The 16350-nt window shown below is 74.4% G+C and carries 12 protein-coding genes and 2 pseudogenes; 9 read left to right on the forward strand and 5 right to left on the reverse strand.

Features of this window, described 5'->3' with window-relative positions; genetic code table 11:
• Positions 1-105: 105 nt before the first annotated feature.
• The 3 genes and pseudogenes from PV343_RS39390 to PV343_RS39400 all read right to left on the reverse strand — a co-directional run.
• Positions 106-1008, reverse strand: a pseudogene (locus tag PV343_RS39390) (hydrolase); the annotation flags it as partial.
• Between the two features lie 497 nt (positions 1009-1505).
• Complete coding sequence (locus PV343_RS39395) at positions 1506-1883, reverse strand: toxin Doc (RefSeq protein ID WP_319151855.1); 378 nt, start codon at positions 1881-1883, stop codon at positions 1506-1508.
• A gap of 4 nt (positions 1884-1887) precedes the next feature.
• Complete coding sequence (locus PV343_RS39400) at positions 1888-2127, reverse strand: hypothetical protein (protein ID WP_043476900.1); 240 nt, start codon at positions 2125-2127, stop codon at positions 1888-1890.
• A 233-nt stretch (positions 2128-2360) separates the two neighbouring features.
• Between PV343_RS39400 and PV343_RS39405 the strand changes: the two genes are divergently transcribed.
• The 3 genes from PV343_RS39405 to PV343_RS39415 all read left to right on the forward strand — a co-directional run bounded on the left by PV343_RS39405 (position 2361) and on the right by PV343_RS39415 (position 5412).
• A complete protein-coding gene (locus PV343_RS39405; protein WP_319151856.1) occupies positions 2361-2933 on the forward strand; it encodes a methylated-DNA--[protein]-cysteine S-methyltransferase in 573 nt (190 codons plus the stop codon).
• A gap of 13 nt (positions 2934-2946) precedes the next feature.
• The gene (locus tag PV343_RS39410) at positions 2947-3669 is read left to right on the forward strand and encodes a 2OG-Fe(II) oxygenase (protein WP_319151857.1); all 723 of its coding nucleotides are present in this window, start codon (positions 2947-2949) and stop codon (positions 3667-3669) included.
• A 96-nt stretch (positions 3670-3765) separates the two neighbouring features.
• Positions 3766-5412 (forward strand): multicopper oxidase family protein, encoded by a 1647-nt coding sequence (locus tag PV343_RS39415; RefSeq protein WP_319151858.1) that lies wholly within the window; start codon positions 3766-3768, stop codon positions 5410-5412.
• 32 nt (positions 5413-5444) lie between these two features.
• On the opposite strand, the gene PV343_RS39420 is transcribed toward PV343_RS39415, so the two are convergent.
• Positions 5445-7691, reverse strand: a complete 2247-nt coding sequence (locus PV343_RS39420; protein WP_319151859.1) for a glycoside hydrolase family 9 protein — start codon at positions 7689-7691, stop codon at positions 5445-5447.
• Between the two features lie 393 nt (positions 7692-8084).
• Here PV343_RS39420 and PV343_RS39425 point away from each other — a divergent pair, with 393 nt between their 5' ends.
• Positions 8085-10466: a SpoIIE family protein phosphatase gene (locus tag PV343_RS39425; protein WP_319151860.1), complete on the forward strand. Its 2382-nt coding sequence runs from the start codon at positions 8085-8087 to the stop codon at positions 10464-10466.
• Here the strand turns inward: PV343_RS39425 and PV343_RS39430 are convergent.
• Positions 10460-11008, reverse strand: a complete 549-nt coding sequence (locus PV343_RS39430; protein WP_319151861.1) for an RNA polymerase sigma factor — start codon at positions 11006-11008, stop codon at positions 10460-10462. The two genes, PV343_RS39425 and PV343_RS39430, sit on opposite strands and share 7 nt — an antisense overlap.
• Before the next feature lie 44 nt (positions 11009-11052).
• Here PV343_RS39430 and PV343_RS39435 point away from each other — a divergent pair, with 44 nt between their 5' ends.
• From PV343_RS39435 to PV343_RS39455, 5 genes and pseudogenes are all read left to right on the forward strand, one after another.
• The gene (locus PV343_RS39435) at positions 11053-12444 is read left to right on the forward strand and encodes a serine/threonine-protein kinase (protein ID WP_319151862.1); all 1392 of its coding nucleotides are present in this window, start codon (positions 11053-11055) and stop codon (positions 12442-12444) included.
• A gap of 165 nt (positions 12445-12609) precedes the next feature.
• Positions 12610-13317: a DUF4232 domain-containing protein gene (locus PV343_RS39440; RefSeq protein ID WP_319151863.1), complete on the forward strand. Its 708-nt coding sequence runs from the start codon at positions 12610-12612 to the stop codon at positions 13315-13317.
• Between the two features lie 189 nt (positions 13318-13506).
• Complete coding sequence (locus PV343_RS39445; protein WP_319151864.1) at positions 13507-14748, forward strand: hypothetical protein; 1242 nt, start codon at positions 13507-13509, stop codon at positions 14746-14748.
• A 23-nt stretch (positions 14749-14771) separates the two neighbouring features.
• Entirely contained in the window at positions 14772-16061 is a 1290-nt protein-coding gene (locus PV343_RS39450) for an SLC13 family permease (protein WP_319151865.1), read from the forward strand.
• A gap of 31 nt (positions 16062-16092) precedes the next feature.
• Positions 16093-16350 (forward strand): annotated as a pseudogene (locus PV343_RS39455) (universal stress protein); the annotation flags it as partial.

Consider the following 16350-nt stretch of genomic DNA (forward strand, 5'->3'; position numbering starts at 1 on the left):
ACCATAGGCGATGCGGACTTACCACCGCTTTTTCTGGACAATGACCGGCGTGCGTTGGCCCGTCAGAGTGAATCGATCCGCGCCGTCCGCACCCAGCTGATCGTTCTGCTGCTCGCCACGGCGGCCGCCGCCGGACCGGCGGGAGGTGCCACGGGTGCGGGCGGGACCGGTCCGGCTGCGGCCGGGCCGCGACTCGAGGTACCGGTGGGCGCCCCAGCCCAGCACCGCCTCGGCGAGCAGGACGCCGAGTCCGCCTTCGATCCGCCCCAGTTGCTCGGCCGCGTGCCGGCAGTAGGGGCAGCCGTCGAGGTGCTGCCGGACGTCGGGCAGCAGGGCGCCGCCGCGGCGGATCGGCACGTCGAGGAGGCGGTTGTAGTGGCGGCAGTCGGTGCTCGGCGCGAGTTCGCGATGGGCGCGGACGCAGCCCTCCCGGAACTTCTCCCGGGCCTGCTCGAGCGCGACGGCCGCGCTGTCGCCGTCCAGACCGAGCAGCCCCGCGGGAACGGCGAGCGGCTCGGCCTCGACCTCGGTGTGCCAGAGCAGGGCCTGTTCGAGCCGGGGCAGGCCGTGGAACGAGCGTTCGGAAAGGGCGCGGTTCTCCGGTATCAGGGTCTTCGCCATCCGCATCCCGCGGCCTCCGGCGGGCTTCTGGAGCCCCGGCAGCACCTCGGTGATCCGGTCGGTGGTGGACCAGTTGAGGACGGTGTCCCGCACCGCCACCAGCAGCCGGGGCCGCAGCGCCTCGGCGGGCTCGCCGAGCGCGAGCCGGTCCAGGACCTGGTGGAAGGCGGTGGCGGTGACCATGTGGGCGAGGGGTCCTGGCACGGCCAGGCAGACGACCGCGTAGTCCTGCGCCGGCCGCCAGTGGCGGGCCATCAGCAGGGCGGCGGAGCGGGCGGCCTCGGCGTCGGAGCCGGCCCGCAGCGGAGCGGCGAGCGACTCGTCGGACTCCCCCGGGTCGACCCCTGGGGGCGGGTAGGGCGGACGGGGCGGGTGGGGGGTGGGCACTGAACGTATTCCTTTGTGCGTACGGAGCGTTGGTCCGGCTCTCCGGGGGACGCGGGCGGGGAGCGGGAATTTCACCGGCACCACGACGGTCCGGTGCCCCAACTGCCGGAAGAGGTCCGGCGATCACCCCCGCACGGGTGTGCAAACCCTTGCACAACTTCCACACACGCAACAAGGCGCGCGGACGACATGGGCGTCGTTGACAGAAAGTCGGAAAGCGGACGCGGACAACGATCCGGTGCCGCGCCCTCCGGTGCCCCGTGCGCCCCGTGTGAAGGGCGCGCACCCAGCGGCTCGTCGCGCACGCTCCCGTGGTGCGCGGCCCGGTGCTGGACTGGGTTCCGGCCCCCTCGGAAGGCCCCGCGCGGAACGGCGGCTCTCCCGCGCGAAACCGGCCGCCGGCCCCGTTCCTCCCGCCCTCGGCCGGCGGCCCCGCCGCCGGCGGAACGCACCCCGGCCGACGGCCCTCGCGGCTTCCCCCGCCGGCCGGGGTGGCGTCAGATCTGCCAGGACCGCAGCCGGTCGGCCGCGCCGTACACGTCGGTCTTGCCGGACATCAGGTCGCGGGCGAGGTCGACCAGAGCGCCGTAGGGCGGGTCGATGCCGGCGCCGCTGACGAACATGTAGGCCACGGCGGTGGCGCAGGCGAAGCGGGCGTTGGCCGCGGGCAGCGGCTTGAGCACGGCGAGGGTGTGCAGCAGGGCGGCGGCCCGCCAGGCGGGGTCGGAGTCCACACCGAGCCGGGGCGGGTCGACCCGGTGCCGGGCGACCGCGGCGACCAGCGCGGAGAAGTCGTCGACCGTGGGCTGGTCGGGCAGGACCTCCTCGTGCCGCTGGAGCAGCCACGGGACGTCGATGTGGAGGACGGGCGGCATCGACTCAGGCGGCCTCGCCCCTGGCCGGGGACTCGTCGTCCGGGAACGCGGCCGCGAACTCCTCGGCGTGGGCGGTGAAGAAGCTCCGGAAGGCCTCCGCGCCCTCCTGCAGCGCCCGGTGCCGGGCGATGTCCGCCGCCGCGGCCTCGCGTACGAGGGCCTTCATCGACGTCCCGCGCTCCTTGGCGATCTGCCGCAGGTCCTCTAGCTCGCGTTCGCTGAACTCCACGTTGAGAGCTGGCATGCCCCTCACGGTACCGCGCGGGTACTCGGGCGTAAATATCACCTGTTCAGTCCCTCTTTCCCCCGGTACCCGCGGCGAACCTGCGGCCGGGCGGCGCCGGGTGAGGGCCCTGTCCGTTTCCCGCCGGTGCCGCGGCCGCCCACGCGCCAGACTCGACGTCGCACCCCCATGGGAGCCACGACTCGGCCCATGGCGCCCCGGAGCGACCGGGAACAGAAACACCAGGAGCGACGATGACCACGCACACCGCCGGAAGCGACCCCACCACCGGTTCCGCCCCCACCCTCCCCCACGCCCCCGCCGCCCGCACGGTCCGCGGCACCTGTCCGAGCCCCTTCGGCGAGCTGCTGCTGACCGGCGTGCAGACCGACGAGGGATGCGCCCTCAGCTCGCTGTCGCTGCCGGGGCGGCCCGGTACGCCCGCCGACCAGGAGCCGGACCGCGCCGAGGAGGCGTTCGCGCAGGCGCGCCGCGAGCTGGACACCTACTTCGCGGGCCGGCTGACCCGCTTCTCCCTGCCGCTCGCGCCCGCCGGCACCCCCTTCCAGCTCCGCGTGTGGCAGGCGCTGGACGAGGTCCCGTACGGCACCACGACCAGCTACGGCGAGCTGGCCGCGCGGCTGGGCCTGTCCCGGGTGGAGACCCGCGCGGTGGGCCGGGCCCTCGGCGCCAACCCGCTGCTGCTGGTGCGTCCCTGCCACCGGGTGATCGGCGCGGACGGCTCGCTGCGCGGGTACGCGGGCGGTGTGGAGCGCAAGGCGTGGCTGCTCACGCACGAGGGCGCGCTGCCGCCCGCCCTGGTATGAGGGAGGCACGCTCATGGGGTTCACCGCAACCGAGGCCGGCCGGCGGGTGGCCGGGACCGACTGGTCCGCGCTGGCGGCCGAGCTGGACGAGCACGGCAGCGCGCCGACGGGCCCGCTGCTGACCGGGCGGGAGTGCGCGGGCCTCGCCGCCCTGTACGACGAGCCGGAGCTGTTCCGCACCACCGTCGACCTGGCCGGGCACCGCTTCGGCTCGGGCGAGTACCGCTACTTCACGCACGACCTGCCCGCCCCCGTGGCCGCCCTGCGCGCCGCCCTGTACCCGCGCCTGCTGCCCGTCGCCCGGGACTGGGCGGCCCGGCTGGGCCGGCCGGCGCCCTGGCCCGACTCCCTGGACGAGTGGCTGGAGCGCTGCCACGCCGCCGGGCAGGACCGGTCGGCGCAGATCCTGCTCCGCTACGGCCCGGGCGACTGGAACGCCCTGCACCGGGACGTCTTCGGGGAACTGGTGTTCCCGCTCCAGGTGGTGATCGCCCTGGACGCGTACGGCACCGACTACACCGGCGGCGAGTTCCTGATGGTCGAACAGCGGCCGCGCGCCCAGTCCCGGGGGACCGCGACCGCCCTGGAACAGGGGCACGGGCTGGTCTTCACGACCCGTGACCGCCCCGTGCGCTCCCGCCGCGGCTGGTCGGCCGGGGCGATGCGGCACGGGGTGAGCACCGTGCGCTCCGGCCACCGGCGCACCCTGGGGCTGGTCTTCCACGACGCCGCCTGACGTCGTGCGGGACCCGCCTCCCCCGACGCCCGACACCATCAGACGCGCCGCCGCAGGTCCCTCACATATCAGCGCAAAACGTGTCTTATTTCATTCATGCACACACCTTCGCGGCGTACCCTGCTCCGTGCCCCGCTCGCTGCCGCGGGCGCGGGATTCCTGGCTGCCTGCACCGACTCCGGTCCCCGCACCCGCTCCGGCCCCGAGGGCTCGGCGGCCGTCGAGGGGGACTTCGTGCCCTCAGGACCCAAGGGATATGTCGACCCGTCGGGTCCGGAGGTCCGCGCCGCCGAGCGCAAGCGCGGCTCCGGGCCGGTGCGCATGCTCAGGCTGACCGCCGCCGAGACCACGCTGGACCTGGGCGGCCGGCACGTCCACAGCTGGGCCTACCACGACACGGTGCCCGGACCGCTGGTGCGCGTGACCGCCGGTGACGTTCTCAGCCTCACCCTGGCCAACCGGCTGCCGGTCGCCACCACACTGCACTCGCACGGCGTCCGGATGCGCTGCGACATGGACGGCGTGCCGGACCTGACCCAGCGGGCCATCGCCCCGGGCGCGGACTTCACCTACCGGTTCACCGTCACCCACCCGGGCACGTACTTCCTGCACTCGCACGTCGGGCTGCAGCCCGACCGCGGTCTGTACGCCCCGCTGATCGTCGACGACCCCAGGGAGCCCCTGTCCTACGACAAGGAGTGGATCGTCCTGCTCGACGACTGGGTCGACGGTGTGGACGGCTCCACCCCCGACGAGGTGCTCGCGCAGCTCGTGCCGAGGGGCATGAAGATGGGCGGCATGGCCATGGGCTCCGAGGGCACCCCGGCGCCGCACGGACAGGCGCACCCGTCCGCCCACTCCGCGGCCTCGCACCCGCCGGCCGCGCACCGGTCCTCGGGCCCGAACCGGGTGCTGCACTCCTCGCGCAGCCGTCTGCTGCGCGGGGAGGCCGGCAGCGTCGACTACCCGCTGTACCTCGCCAACGGCCGGGTACCCACGAACCCCTCGACGTTCCGCTGCCGCCCCGGCGACCGCATCCGGCTGCGCATCATCAACGCCGGTTCGGAGACCGCCTTCCGGGTCGCGCTGGACGGCCACCGCATGACCGTCACGCACACCGACGGCTACCCGGTGCGGCACAAGACGACCGACGCCCTGCTCGTCGGCATGGCCGAGCGCTACGACGTCCTGGTCACCGCCAAGGACGGCGTCTTCCCGCTCGTCGCGCTCGCCGAGGGCAAGCGCGGCCAGGCGCTCGCCGTCCTGCGCACGGACAAGGGGAAGACGGTGCCCCCGGCCGACATCCGCCCGGACGAGCTCGACGGGGAGATCGTCCCGGCCCGCCGGCTCGAACCGCACGAGTCGGTGGTCCTGGCGGACCGCGAGCCCGACCGTGAGATGCGCATCAAGAGCACGGGCACCATGGGGAAGTACGACTGGGCCTTCGACCACCAGCCCTACTCGCCGCGCATGCGCCACCCCGTCCGCGCGGGCGAGCGGGTGCGGCTCACCCTCATCAACGCCACCGACATGTGGCACCCCCTGCACCTGCACGGCCACACGTTCGCCATGACCGGCCTGGACGCCGTCGGCGCGCGCAAGGACACCGCCATCGTCCTTCCCCACCGCAAGCTGGTGGTGGAGTTCGACGCCGACAACCCCGGCCTGTGGATGCTCCACTGCCACAACCAGTACCACTCGGAGAGCGGCATGATGACCATCCTCGGCTACCGGAAGTCCTGACGTCACACCTGCTGACCCCGGACCTCCCGACGTCACCGGCTCTGGTCCGCCACGAAGGAGGCCATCCAGGCCAGCGCCGCGTTCCAGTTGACGGCCGTCTCGTCGGTGGACCAGGACTGGATGTCGTCGATGAAGCAGAACTGGCCCGTGCAGCCCGTCAGCCTGCTCTGCGCGTAGGGGTCCTGGATGCCGGAGTTGGGGCCGCCGGCCAGGGTGCCCGCCGGCGGGTCCGGCAGGCGCGGGTCGAGTTCACGGGCGTACCAGCGGCTGTGCTGGTGGTGGGCCGCGACCTCGCCGTAGCCGGTGACGTACGAGATGTTCAGCGCGTTGCGGCCGAGGAGGTAGTCCATTCCGCCGACCGCGGCGTCACGGTACTTCCGCGCGCCGGTGAGGTCGTAGGCGGTGGCGATGACGTGGGCGTTGTTGAGGACCTGGGCGTTGGAGCCCCAGTCGTAGAGGTTGCCGTCGGGCGCGTAGGGCATGCCGTAGGGCTGGGCCCGGGCGGTCGCCAGATAGCGGTCGGCGGCCTCGGTCACCGAACGGCGCACCCGGTCCCGGCCGGGCAGGTGGCTGGGCACGGTGGCGAGGTCGAGGCGGCCGGCGGCGGCCGTGCGGCTCCAGTCGAAGCCGAGGGGGCCGAAGACGTCGGCGTCGTGGACGGGCGAGTCCAGTACCGCGTCCGCGAACCGGCGCTCCCCCGTGGTCAGGTACAGCTCCGCCGCCGCCCAGTAGAACTCGTCCGAGGCGTCGTCGTCGGGGTAGGCGCCGCCGCCGGTGCCGTCGTCCGGGTCCTGGTACATCGCGGGGTGGGCGAGGGCGGCCCGCCACGCCTTGCGGGCGGCCGTGAGCGCCCGGGCCGCGAACCGAGGGTCGTAGGGGTGGTACAGCCGGGCGGCCTGCGCGGCCGCGGCCGCCAGGTTCAGCGTGGCCTGGGTGGTCGGGGCGTGCAGCTCGCGCTTCTGGGGGTCGTCGCCGGGCAGCAGCGGGAGTCCCGTCCACCGGGCGTCGTGCACCTTGGCGTGGGCCATGCCGGCCAGCGGCTGTCCGTCGGGCACCTGCATGCGCAGCATGAACTCCAGTTCCCAGCGGGCCTCGTCGAGTACGTCCGGCACCTTGTTGCCGCTCTCGGGGACGTCCAGGCTGCCGTCGCCGAGCCGCCGGGGCTGTCCGGTGCGGGCCCACAGGGAGCGCTCGTAGGTGCTCAGCAGTTCCCAGGTGGAGATGCCGCCGTTGACGACGTACTTGCCGTGGTCGCCGGCGTCGTACCAGCCGCCCGTGACGTCGAGCGTGTAGTCGCACACTCCCGGTCGGCAGGGCACGTCGGAGTCGCCCTGGTTGGGTGCCGCGTCCAGGTGTCCCGCGGCCCTGCCGTAGCCGGGGCGCAGGTCGTCGCGGATCGCGATGCCGCTGCGCTGGGTGTAGTAGTACTTCAGCGAGTCCAGCCGCAGCCGCTCGTAGGCGTCGCCGCCGATGTCGAAGGGGCGGCTCGTCTCGCCGTCGGCGACCAGGGTGAAGCCCTCGCCGCGTCCGTGGAAGGCGCCGAAGTCGATCGTGTGGACGTTCTGCCCGGAGGAGACGTCCGTGCCGCGCGGCACGGTCCTGCCCCGGGCGACCGTGCGGCCGCCGGCGTCCCTGAGCCGCCAGGGCAGCGGCGAGGCGGCGCCGGTGACGAGGGTGGCGTCCTTCGGCCCGGCCGGCAGGTAGGCGACCTGGTTGACGCGGACCCGGGGCCCGGTGTCGGGCTCGTACACCTCGGGCGGGACCCCGCCGAGCAGCGACACGTCGTCCAGGCACAGCCGCCAGGGGTCCGGGGAGCCGCCCGCCTGGAAGGCGACCTGCGCCAGGGTGGTGTCGACGGGCGAGGTGAAGGTGTACGCGTAGGCGCCGTCGCCGGCCTGCGGCTCGGGACTGGCCTCGTACCAGGTGTCGTACGGGGACACCTGGAGTCCGACGACCGCGCGCACCGGGTGTCCCGCGGGCACCCCGGACGCCTTGAAGGAGAAGCGGTACGACTCCCCCTTCGCCAGGGTGACGTCGTTCTGTCCGACGGCGGCGTCCCAGCGGTTCGCGGTGCCGCCGGGCACGTCCGCGCAGAGCCGTCCGCCGGACACGGCCGCGGTGACGCCGGGAGTGGTCCACCAGGGGTCGGTGCCGGTGTCGAAGGTGCCGTTCCTGATCTGTTCGGTCTCCTCGGCGCCGGCCGGGACGGCCGGCAGCGCGGTGAGGACCGAGGCCAGCAGGGCGGTGAGGGCGAGCAGGGTCGCGCTGCGTCGTTTCACGTCTGGGCTCCTCGGGCGGAGGTGCGGGTGGCGCCCCAACCGCTCGGGCCGGTGGGAGCGCTCCCAGATGCGGGCGCCCCCATGCTTGTTCCCGACATGACATTCGTCAACGGTACGGACGGCAGACACTCGATCCGCTTCACCTGCGGGAGTTCCGGAGGCCCGCAAGTGATCGCCGGAGAAGAGATTCTGACGCCCCGCCACATGACGCCGGTCGGGCCGGAGCCGCTGACCAGCCACGTCCGCCACATCGGCCGAGACTCCCCCTTGACGGCGTGTGGCGGCCCGGCCGGTTCACCCGGGGACGCGGTTCGCCAACCCGCGCGACGCACTACGCTGGAACCCTGGTGATGCCACCTGTTCACTGTGAGTGTGCGCTTGGGAGCGGCGACGATGAGCCGGGTCTATCCCTTCGACGATGCGGCGACGGCCCGGGCGGTCATCGGCGCCGACGGGACGCTGGTGGAATGGAACGAGGGCGCGCGGCTGCTGCTCGGCCACCCCGCCGACGCCGTCCTGGGCCGTCCCGCCGCCCGGCTGCTGGCCGGTGACGGATCACCGGCCGCACCTGGCGGCACCCGCTGGGCCGGCACGGTCGGATTGCGCCACCGTGACGGCCGTACGGTCTCCGTCTGGCTGCTCGCCCACCACCGGCCGCCGGGCGACGGACACGGCGGCGACTGGCTGGTGGTCAGCCCGCTCGGCGGCCGGGACCCCGGCTCTCCGGACGACCCGCTCAGCCGCGCGGGCCTGATCCAGTCCCCGTGCGCCCTGTCCGTGTTCGACGAGGCGCTGCGGCTGCGGCTGATGAACGACGCCATGGCCGAGGTCGTCGGCCTGCCCGAGGAGCGCCTGCGCGGCCTGCGGCTCTCGGAGATCGGCGGGAAGCCGCAGAGCGAGGAGCTGGAGCAGGGCCTGCTCCGGGTGCTCACCACCGGCCGGCCGCTGGACGTCGAGGCGTTCATGCGCGTCGGCGGCGAGGACCGGGCGCACGCCTGGCTGGCGCGCATGGCGCCGGTCACCGATGCCGGGGGCGTGGTGCGCGGGGTCTCCATGGCGCTCCACGACGTCACCGACAACCACCGGGCCCGGCAGCGCCTGCAGCTCGTCAACGAGGCGAGCGTGCGCATCGGCACCACCCTCGACGTCACCCGCACGGCGCAGGAGCTCGCGGACGTGTGCGTGCCCGCGCTCGCCGACTTCGTCACCATCGACCTGCTGGACCCCGAGGAGTACGGCGGTGAGCCCCCGGCCCGCATCACGGCCCCGGTGAACCTGCGCAGGTTCGCGCACCAGTCGGTGCTCAGCGGCGTCCCCGAGGCGGTCGCCAAGCCCGGCCTCGTCGAGGTGCACCCGTCCTTCTCGCCGCAGGCCCACGCGCTGACCGCAGGGCGCACCATCCGGGTCCCGCTCACCGGGGGCGAGCTGGACCAGTGGCTGGCCTTCAACCCCGCGCGCGGCGACCGGGTGCGGGCCCACGGCATCCACTCCTCGATGTCCGTACCCATCCAGGCCCGCGGGCTGACCCTCGGGGTCGCCGTGCTCGCCCGGCACCGCAGGCCCGACCCGTTCACCGACGACGACATGCTGCTGGCCGAGGAGATCACCGCCCGGGCCGCCGTCTGCATCGACAACGCCCGCCGCTACTCCCGCGAACGCGAGACCGCGCTGGCGCTGCAGCGCAGCCTGCTGCCCCGCACCCTCCCCCGCACGGCCGCCCTCGAGGCGTCCTCCCGCTACCTCCCGGCGGCCCGGGCGGGCGTGGGCGGCGACTGGTTCGACGTGATCCCGCTGTCCGGGATGCGGGTGGCGATGGTGGTGGGGGACGTCGTCGGGCACGGCATCCAGGCGTCGGCCGCCATGGGCCGGCTGCGCACCGCCGTCCGCACCCTCGCCGACATCGACCTGGCGCCGGACGAGCTGCTCACCCACCTCGACGACCTGGTGGTACGTCTTTCGGAGGAGTCCGGCGGCGACGGCAGCCCCGGCGAGGTGGGCGCCACCTGCCTGTACGCCGTCTACGACCCGGTGTCACGGTGCTGCACGCTGGCCCGGGCCGGGCTGCCGCCGCCCGTGGTGCTGGAGCCGGGCGGCGTGCCCCGCCCGCTCGACCTGCCCGCCGGTCCCCCGCTGGGCCTGGGCGGCCTGCCCTTCGAGTCGGCCGAGGTGGAGCTGGCCGAGGGCACGGTCCTGGCCCTGTACACGGACGGCCTGGTGCTGTCCCGGGAACGCGCGGGCGACACCGGGCGCGAGTCGCTGCTCCAGGCCCTCGGGGGGTACGCGGACTCACTGGACGAGACCTGCGACCGCATCCTGCACGCGCTGCTGCCGCTGGGCGGCGCCCCCGACGACGTGGCGCTGCTGCTGGCCCGCACCCGGGGGCTGCCCGCCTCCCAGGTGGCGACCTGGGACATCCCCGCCGACCCCGCGCTGGTCGCGCCGATCCGCAAGCAGGTGGTGGACCAGCTGGAGCGCTGGTCGCTGACCGGGATCGCGTTCACGGCGGAGCTGGTGGTCAGCGAGCTGGTCACGAACGCCATCCGGTACGGCGCCCGCCCGATCCGGCTGCGGCTGATCCACGACGCGGCCACGCTGATCGTCGAGGTGTCCGACACCAGCCACACCGCCCCGCACCTCAGGCGGGCCAAGACCTTCGACGAGGGCGGCCGGGGTCTGCTGCTGGTCGCCCAGCTCACCCAGCGGTGGGGCAGCAGGCACACCGCCGAGGGCAAGACGATCTGGGCGGAGCTGGACGCGCTGGAGGAGGATCAGTAGCCCCGCAGCCAGGGCCGTACCTGTTTGCGGGCCTCGTGCAGCCGGGACTTGAGGGTGCCGAGCGGGATGCCGATCCGCTCGGCGACGTCGGCGTACTCCAGCTGGCAGATGTCCCGGTAGACCAGGGGCGCGACGAGGTGCGGGTGCTCGCGCTCCAGCCGGTCGAGGGCCTCCAGCAGGTCGACCCGCGAGCCGGCGATGACGCTGGTGGTGCGCGGGTCGACGGCCTCCGCGGGTGCGACGGCGAGGGGCTGTTCGGCGGCCCGCCGCTTCAGCTCCCGGTACTTCTGCCGGCAGCAGTTGGCGACGACGGTGTACAGCCAGGTGCTGAAACGGCTGCGGCCCTCGAAGCCGGAGATGTGCCGGGCCACCTGGAGCAGCACGTCCTGGGCGGCCTCCTCGGCGTCCTCCCGGCAGGGCAGGAAGCGCCCGCAGCGGCGCACGACCTCCGGCCGCAGCTCCGCCAGCAGCCGGTCGAGAGCGGCCCCGTCGCCCGCGGCGGCGCGCCGGGCGAGCTCTTCGGCGGTCACCGGGTCCTGCACGGGGTCCCCCTCGAAGTCGATCTCAGGGCAGGCATGATAGTCGTATGCACTCCCTGGAGCGGATCGGCCGCTACCGTCTCGAACGGCGCCTGGGCTCCGGCGCCTTCGCCACGGTGTGGCTGGCCCACGACGACGAGCTGGACGCGCCGGTGGCGGTGAAGGTCCTCGCCGAGAACTGGGCCCACCGGCTCGACGTCCGGGAGCGCTTCCTGTCCGAGGCGAGGCTGCTGCGCCGGGCCGGCTCCAGCCGGGTGGTGCAGGTCTACGACATCGGAGAACTGCCGGACGGCAGGCCCTACTTCGTCATGCAGTACGCCGACGCCGGCACCCTCGCCGACCTGCTCGCGGCCGGTCCGCTGCCGGTGCCGCGGGCGCTGGCGCTGACCGCCGAGGCCGCGCGCGGCGCCGCCGCGCTGCACGAGGCGGGCATCGTCCACCGCGACATCAAGCCGACCAACGTGCTGCTGCGCACCGCCCCGGACGGCGAGCGGCTGCTGCTCCTGGCCGACCTGGGCCTGGCCAAGAGCCTCGCGCAGGCCTCGGTGCTCACGCTCGCCGCCGGCTCGGCGGGCTACCAGCCGCCGGAGCAGGCCGAGCCCGGTGAGGGCATCGACGCGCGCGCCGACGTCTACAGCCTGGGCGCGGTCGGCTACGAGCTGGTCACCGGGGCCGTGCCGGGACCTCCCGGCAAGGTGGTGCCGCCCGGCCGGCTGCGGCCCGACCTGGGTGAGGACGCCGAGCGGGCGCTGCTGCGCGCCCTGGAGCCGGACCGGGAGCGGCGCTGGCCGACGGCGCAGGCCTTCGCGGACGAGCTGGACCGGCTTGCGGCGGCCTCCGGCGCCCGGTCCGGCAGCCGGCTCGACGCCGTCCGGGGCCGGATCGGCACCGCGACGCTGGTCATGGCAGGAGTGCTCGCCGCCGCGGTCGCCGCCGTGACGGTCACGGTGGTGCTGAACCGGCCCACCGGTTCCGCCGGGGCGGTCACGGTGCGCGACGCCACCGGCCGGGTCGCGGTCCGGGTACCGGCGGGCTGGGCCCGCGAGCTGCGCGACTCGGGCTGGGACCCGCACACGCTCGGGCTGGCGGCCGGACACCAGCCGGGTCTGGTGGTCGCCGACCGCGTGGCGGACTGGTCCGACCTGGGTGCGGCGGTCGACGGCGTGTTCGTCGGGGTCGTCGAGCACGGTGACGCCACCGCCCGGGTGGACGCCCTCGCGCACTCCGGCTGCCGCTCCGCCGGCGCCCGCGCCTTCTCCGCCGGCGCCTGGCACGGCCGGGTGCGTACCTGGAACGACTGTCCGGACGGGGGTTCGGTGACCGAGTCCGCGCTCGGCCCCGCAAACGGCTCCGCCCGTCCGGAGGTGTACGTACAGGTGCGCCAACAGGGTGAAGCGGACGCGACCGACGCCATACTGCGCTCCCTCCGGGTGACCTGACACTCCCCCTGCGGAGGCGTCGGCCGGCGGTCAAGGTGGGGAAAAGAACCCTGAGGAACCCGAACTTTTCCGGGGGCCCGCGCATCGTAGTCCGGTGACGGCGCACCCGGCGCCGCAGGCGCGCGGTCCACCGCGTGCCCTGACCATCCAGGAGTGTTGAGCGACATGGCGTACTCATCCCGGTCATCGCGGCGCGCGGCCCTGCTCGCGGGCGGGGTGGCCGTACTGGGCCTGCTGACCGCGTGCGGCAACGACGGCGCCCACAGCGGCCCGCAGAAGGTGTCGGGCACGGCCGGGCCGGCGACCGAGACGGCCAAGGACCCGGCCCCCTCCTCCCCGTCCGCCGGCGCCGCCACCCCCGGCGGCTCGAAGTCGGCCTCCGCCCCGGCGGCGGCCACCTCCTCGAAAGCCGGGACCGGCACCGGGACCGGGACCGGGTCGAAGACCTCGGCGGGCGGCCGGTGCCACACCTCCGAGCTGCGCGCCTCGGTGGGACGCAACAACCCGGGCGCCGGCCAGGAGAACTTCCCCGTGGTGCTGACCAACAAGTCGGCCCGGACCTGCACGCTGCACGGCTATCCGGGCGCCGCGTTCGTGAACGCCTCCGGCGGCCAGGTCGGCCCGGACCCCAAGCGTTCCTCGGGCTCGCCGGTCACGGTCACGCTGAAGCCCGGGCAGAGCGCGTGGGCGGGCCTGACCTTCTCCAACCCGGAGGTGAGCGGGGCGAACACGGCCACCCCGGCCGCGCTGCTGGTGACCCCGCCGGACGAGCGGGACCAGCTCAAGGTGGCGTGGACGGCCGGCCCGGTCCCCGTCTCCGGGAACTCCTCGTCGGCCTTCCTGTCCGTCTTCTCCCCGGGCACCGGCGCCTGACCGGACGCCCCGGCGCACCCCGCGGTCCGCTCCCGGACCGCGGGGTTCGTCATGAACACATCGCAAATGTCACGGGACGGCAACACGTCCCGGACGCCGCGATCTTTCCCCCGCACCCGCGCATCGGACCCCCCGACCACATGGCGAACAGGCCCCGCCGGGGCCTCGACCACGAAATCGGGGAAGAACATGAGCGGCATCTCACGCAGGCGCGTGCTGACGGCGGGGGCGGCTGCGGGCTCCCTCGGGGCGCTGTCCGCCTGCTCCTCCGGCCTCGGCCTCTCCGTCGGCGACAAGGACCCGAAGTACGCCCGGGGTACCGGGCAGGCGCGGCCGGCGAAGCCCCTCGGGGACGGCTCGACCGCCGACACCGGCAAGCAGCCGCACCAGCCGGCAGCGGTGCGGCTGAAGCCCGGTCAGAAGCCGCCGCAGTTCGTGGTCCTCTCCTGGGACGGCGCCGGCGAGCTGAGCAACAAGCTGTTCTCCAGGTTCCGCCGGGTCGCCGCCGAGCACGGCGCGAAGATGACGTTCTTCCTCAGCGGCATCTACACCCTTCCCGAGTCCCGCAAGAGCCTCTACCGGCCGCCGCGGCACGCGGTCGGCGCCTCCGCCATCGGCTACCTCGCCGACCGGCACATCCACGCGACGCTCCAGCAGGTGCGGGCCGCGTGGCTGGAGGGCCACGAGATCGGCACCCACTTCAACGGGCACTTCTGCGGCGCGAACGGCGTGCGCGACTGGTCACCCGCGGAGTGGCGCAGCGAGATCGAGCAGGCGATCGGCTTCGTCACCGAGTGGAAGACCAACACCGGCTTCACCGACCTCGAACCGCTGCCCTTCGACTACCGCAAGGAGCTGGCCGGCGGCCGCACCCCCTGCCTGGAGGGCCAGGCGGCCCTGCTGCCCACGGCGGCCGCGCTCGGCTGGAAGTACGACGCCAGCTCCCCCGGCGGCCTGCAGATCTGGCCGGGCAAGGTGCAGGGCGGCCGGCTCTGGGACTTCCCGCTGCAGTCCATACCCTTCGCCGGCCACTCCTTCCAGGTGCTGTCGATGGACTACAACATGATGTTCAACCAGTCCGGCGGCAACCCGCTGGGCGACCGCACCCGGTACGACACCTGGCGCGCCCAGGCCCGGGACACCTACCTCGCGGGGTTCCGGCGCGCGTACGAGGGCAACCGCGCCCCCTTCTTCGTCGGCAACCACTTCGAACGCTGGAACGGCGGCATCTACATGGACGCCGTCGAGGAGGCGATCGGCCGGATGGCCGCGTACGACGACGTCAGGTTCGTGTCCTTCAAGCAACTGGTGGCCTGGCTGGAGGCGCAGGACGCGGGGGTGCTGCGCACACTGCGCACCCTGACGCCCGGCCAGGCCCCAGCGGGTGGCTGGGACGAGTTCCTGGGCGTGGCGGGTACACGCGCGTCGTAGCCCGCCCGCCGGCGTCTGTTTTCATGGGCGGGTCACATGATCGAACCGGAGGACCCGCCCTGAACACCGCCCTCGCCGAGGCCCTTTCCGCGGTCCTGCTCGCCGCCGTGCTCGCCTGGGCCGTCGTACGGCCCTTCGGCTGGCCGGAGGCGGTGCTGGCCGTCCCGGCCGCCGGCGTCGCCGTCGCCACCGGAGCGATCTCGCCGGCCCACGCCCAGGCCGAGGCGGTACGGCTCGGACCGGTGGTCGGGTTCCTGGCGGCGGTGCTGGTGCTCGCCCACTTCTGCGATGTGGAGGGGCTGTTCCAGGCGTGCGGGGCGTGGACCGCACGCTGGTCGGGGGGCCGGCCGGTACGGCTGCTGACGGCGGTGTTCGCGCTGGCCTCGGTGATCACGGCGGTGCTCAGCCTGGACGCCACGGTGGTGCTGCTGACCCCGGTCGTCTTCGCGACCGCCGCGCGCACCGGCGTACGGCCGAAGCCGCACGTCTACGCCTGCACGCACCTGTCGAACACGGCGTCGCTGCTGCTGCCCGTGTCCAATCTGACCAACCTCCTCGCGTTCGCGGCGAGCGGGCTGACGTTCACCCGGTTCGCGGCGCTGATGGGCCTGCCGTGGCTGGTCGCGATCGGCGCCGAGTACCTGGTGTTCCGGCGGTTCTTCGCCCGGGACCTGACCGCGGCCGCGCCCGCGGGTGACGGGTCCGGCGAGGCGCCGCCGCTGCCGCTGTTCGCGCTGGTGACCGTGGGCTGCACGCTGGCCGGGTTCGTGGTGGCCTCGGCGTTCGGGGTGGAGCCGGCGTGGGTGGCGGCGGCCGGGGCGCTGGTGCTGGCCGGGCGGGCGCTGGTGCGGCGGCGGGCGGCCCCGGTGGACGTGCTGCGGGCGGCGGCGCCCTCCTTCCTCGCGTTCGTCCTGGCCCTGGGCATCGTGGTGCGCGCGGTGGTCGACAACGGGCTCGCCGACGCGCTCGGGCACGTCCTGCCCGGCGGCACCGGCCTCGCGGCGCTGCTCGGGACCGCCGCGCTGGCCGCCGTGCTGGCCAACCTCATCAACAACCTGCCCGCGGTCCTGGTGCTGCTGCCGCTCGCCGCCCCCACCGGGCCCGGCGCGGTGCTCGCGGTGCTGCTCGGCGTGAACATCGGCCCGAACCTCACCTACGCGGGGTCGCTCGCCACGCTGCTGTGGCGGCGGATCGTGCACCAGCACGAGCACGACGTGGACCTCGGCGAGTTCACCCGGCTCGGTCTGCTCGCCGTGCCGTCGGCGCTGGCCCTGTCCGTGGTGGCACTGTGGGGGTCGCTGCGGATTCTCTGAGGGTTCTCACACACCGAGGGAGACCGACCGGATGCGCGTGATCGCCTGGCTCGTCGAGGGCACCTGGCCCGCCTGCGTGGACGCCGTGCGCGCGCACGCCCCGCGGGACGCGGAGGTGGTGCTGCTGCACGTGACCGGTCCGGACGTGCCCGGGGTGGCGCACGGCGCGTTCGCCGGGCTGCTCGGCCGCGGCCATCCGGAGCGCGACCCGGGCGGCCGCCTGGAGGCGCTCGGCGGCGCTTCGGCGGCCGGCCTGCTGGACGCGGCGGCGGAGCGGCTGGGCCGGCCG

The organism is Streptomyces sp. WI03-4A (assembly GCF_033792105.1).
Lineage (GTDB): Bacteria > Actinomycetota > Actinomycetes > Streptomycetales > Streptomycetaceae > Streptomyces > Streptomyces collinus_A.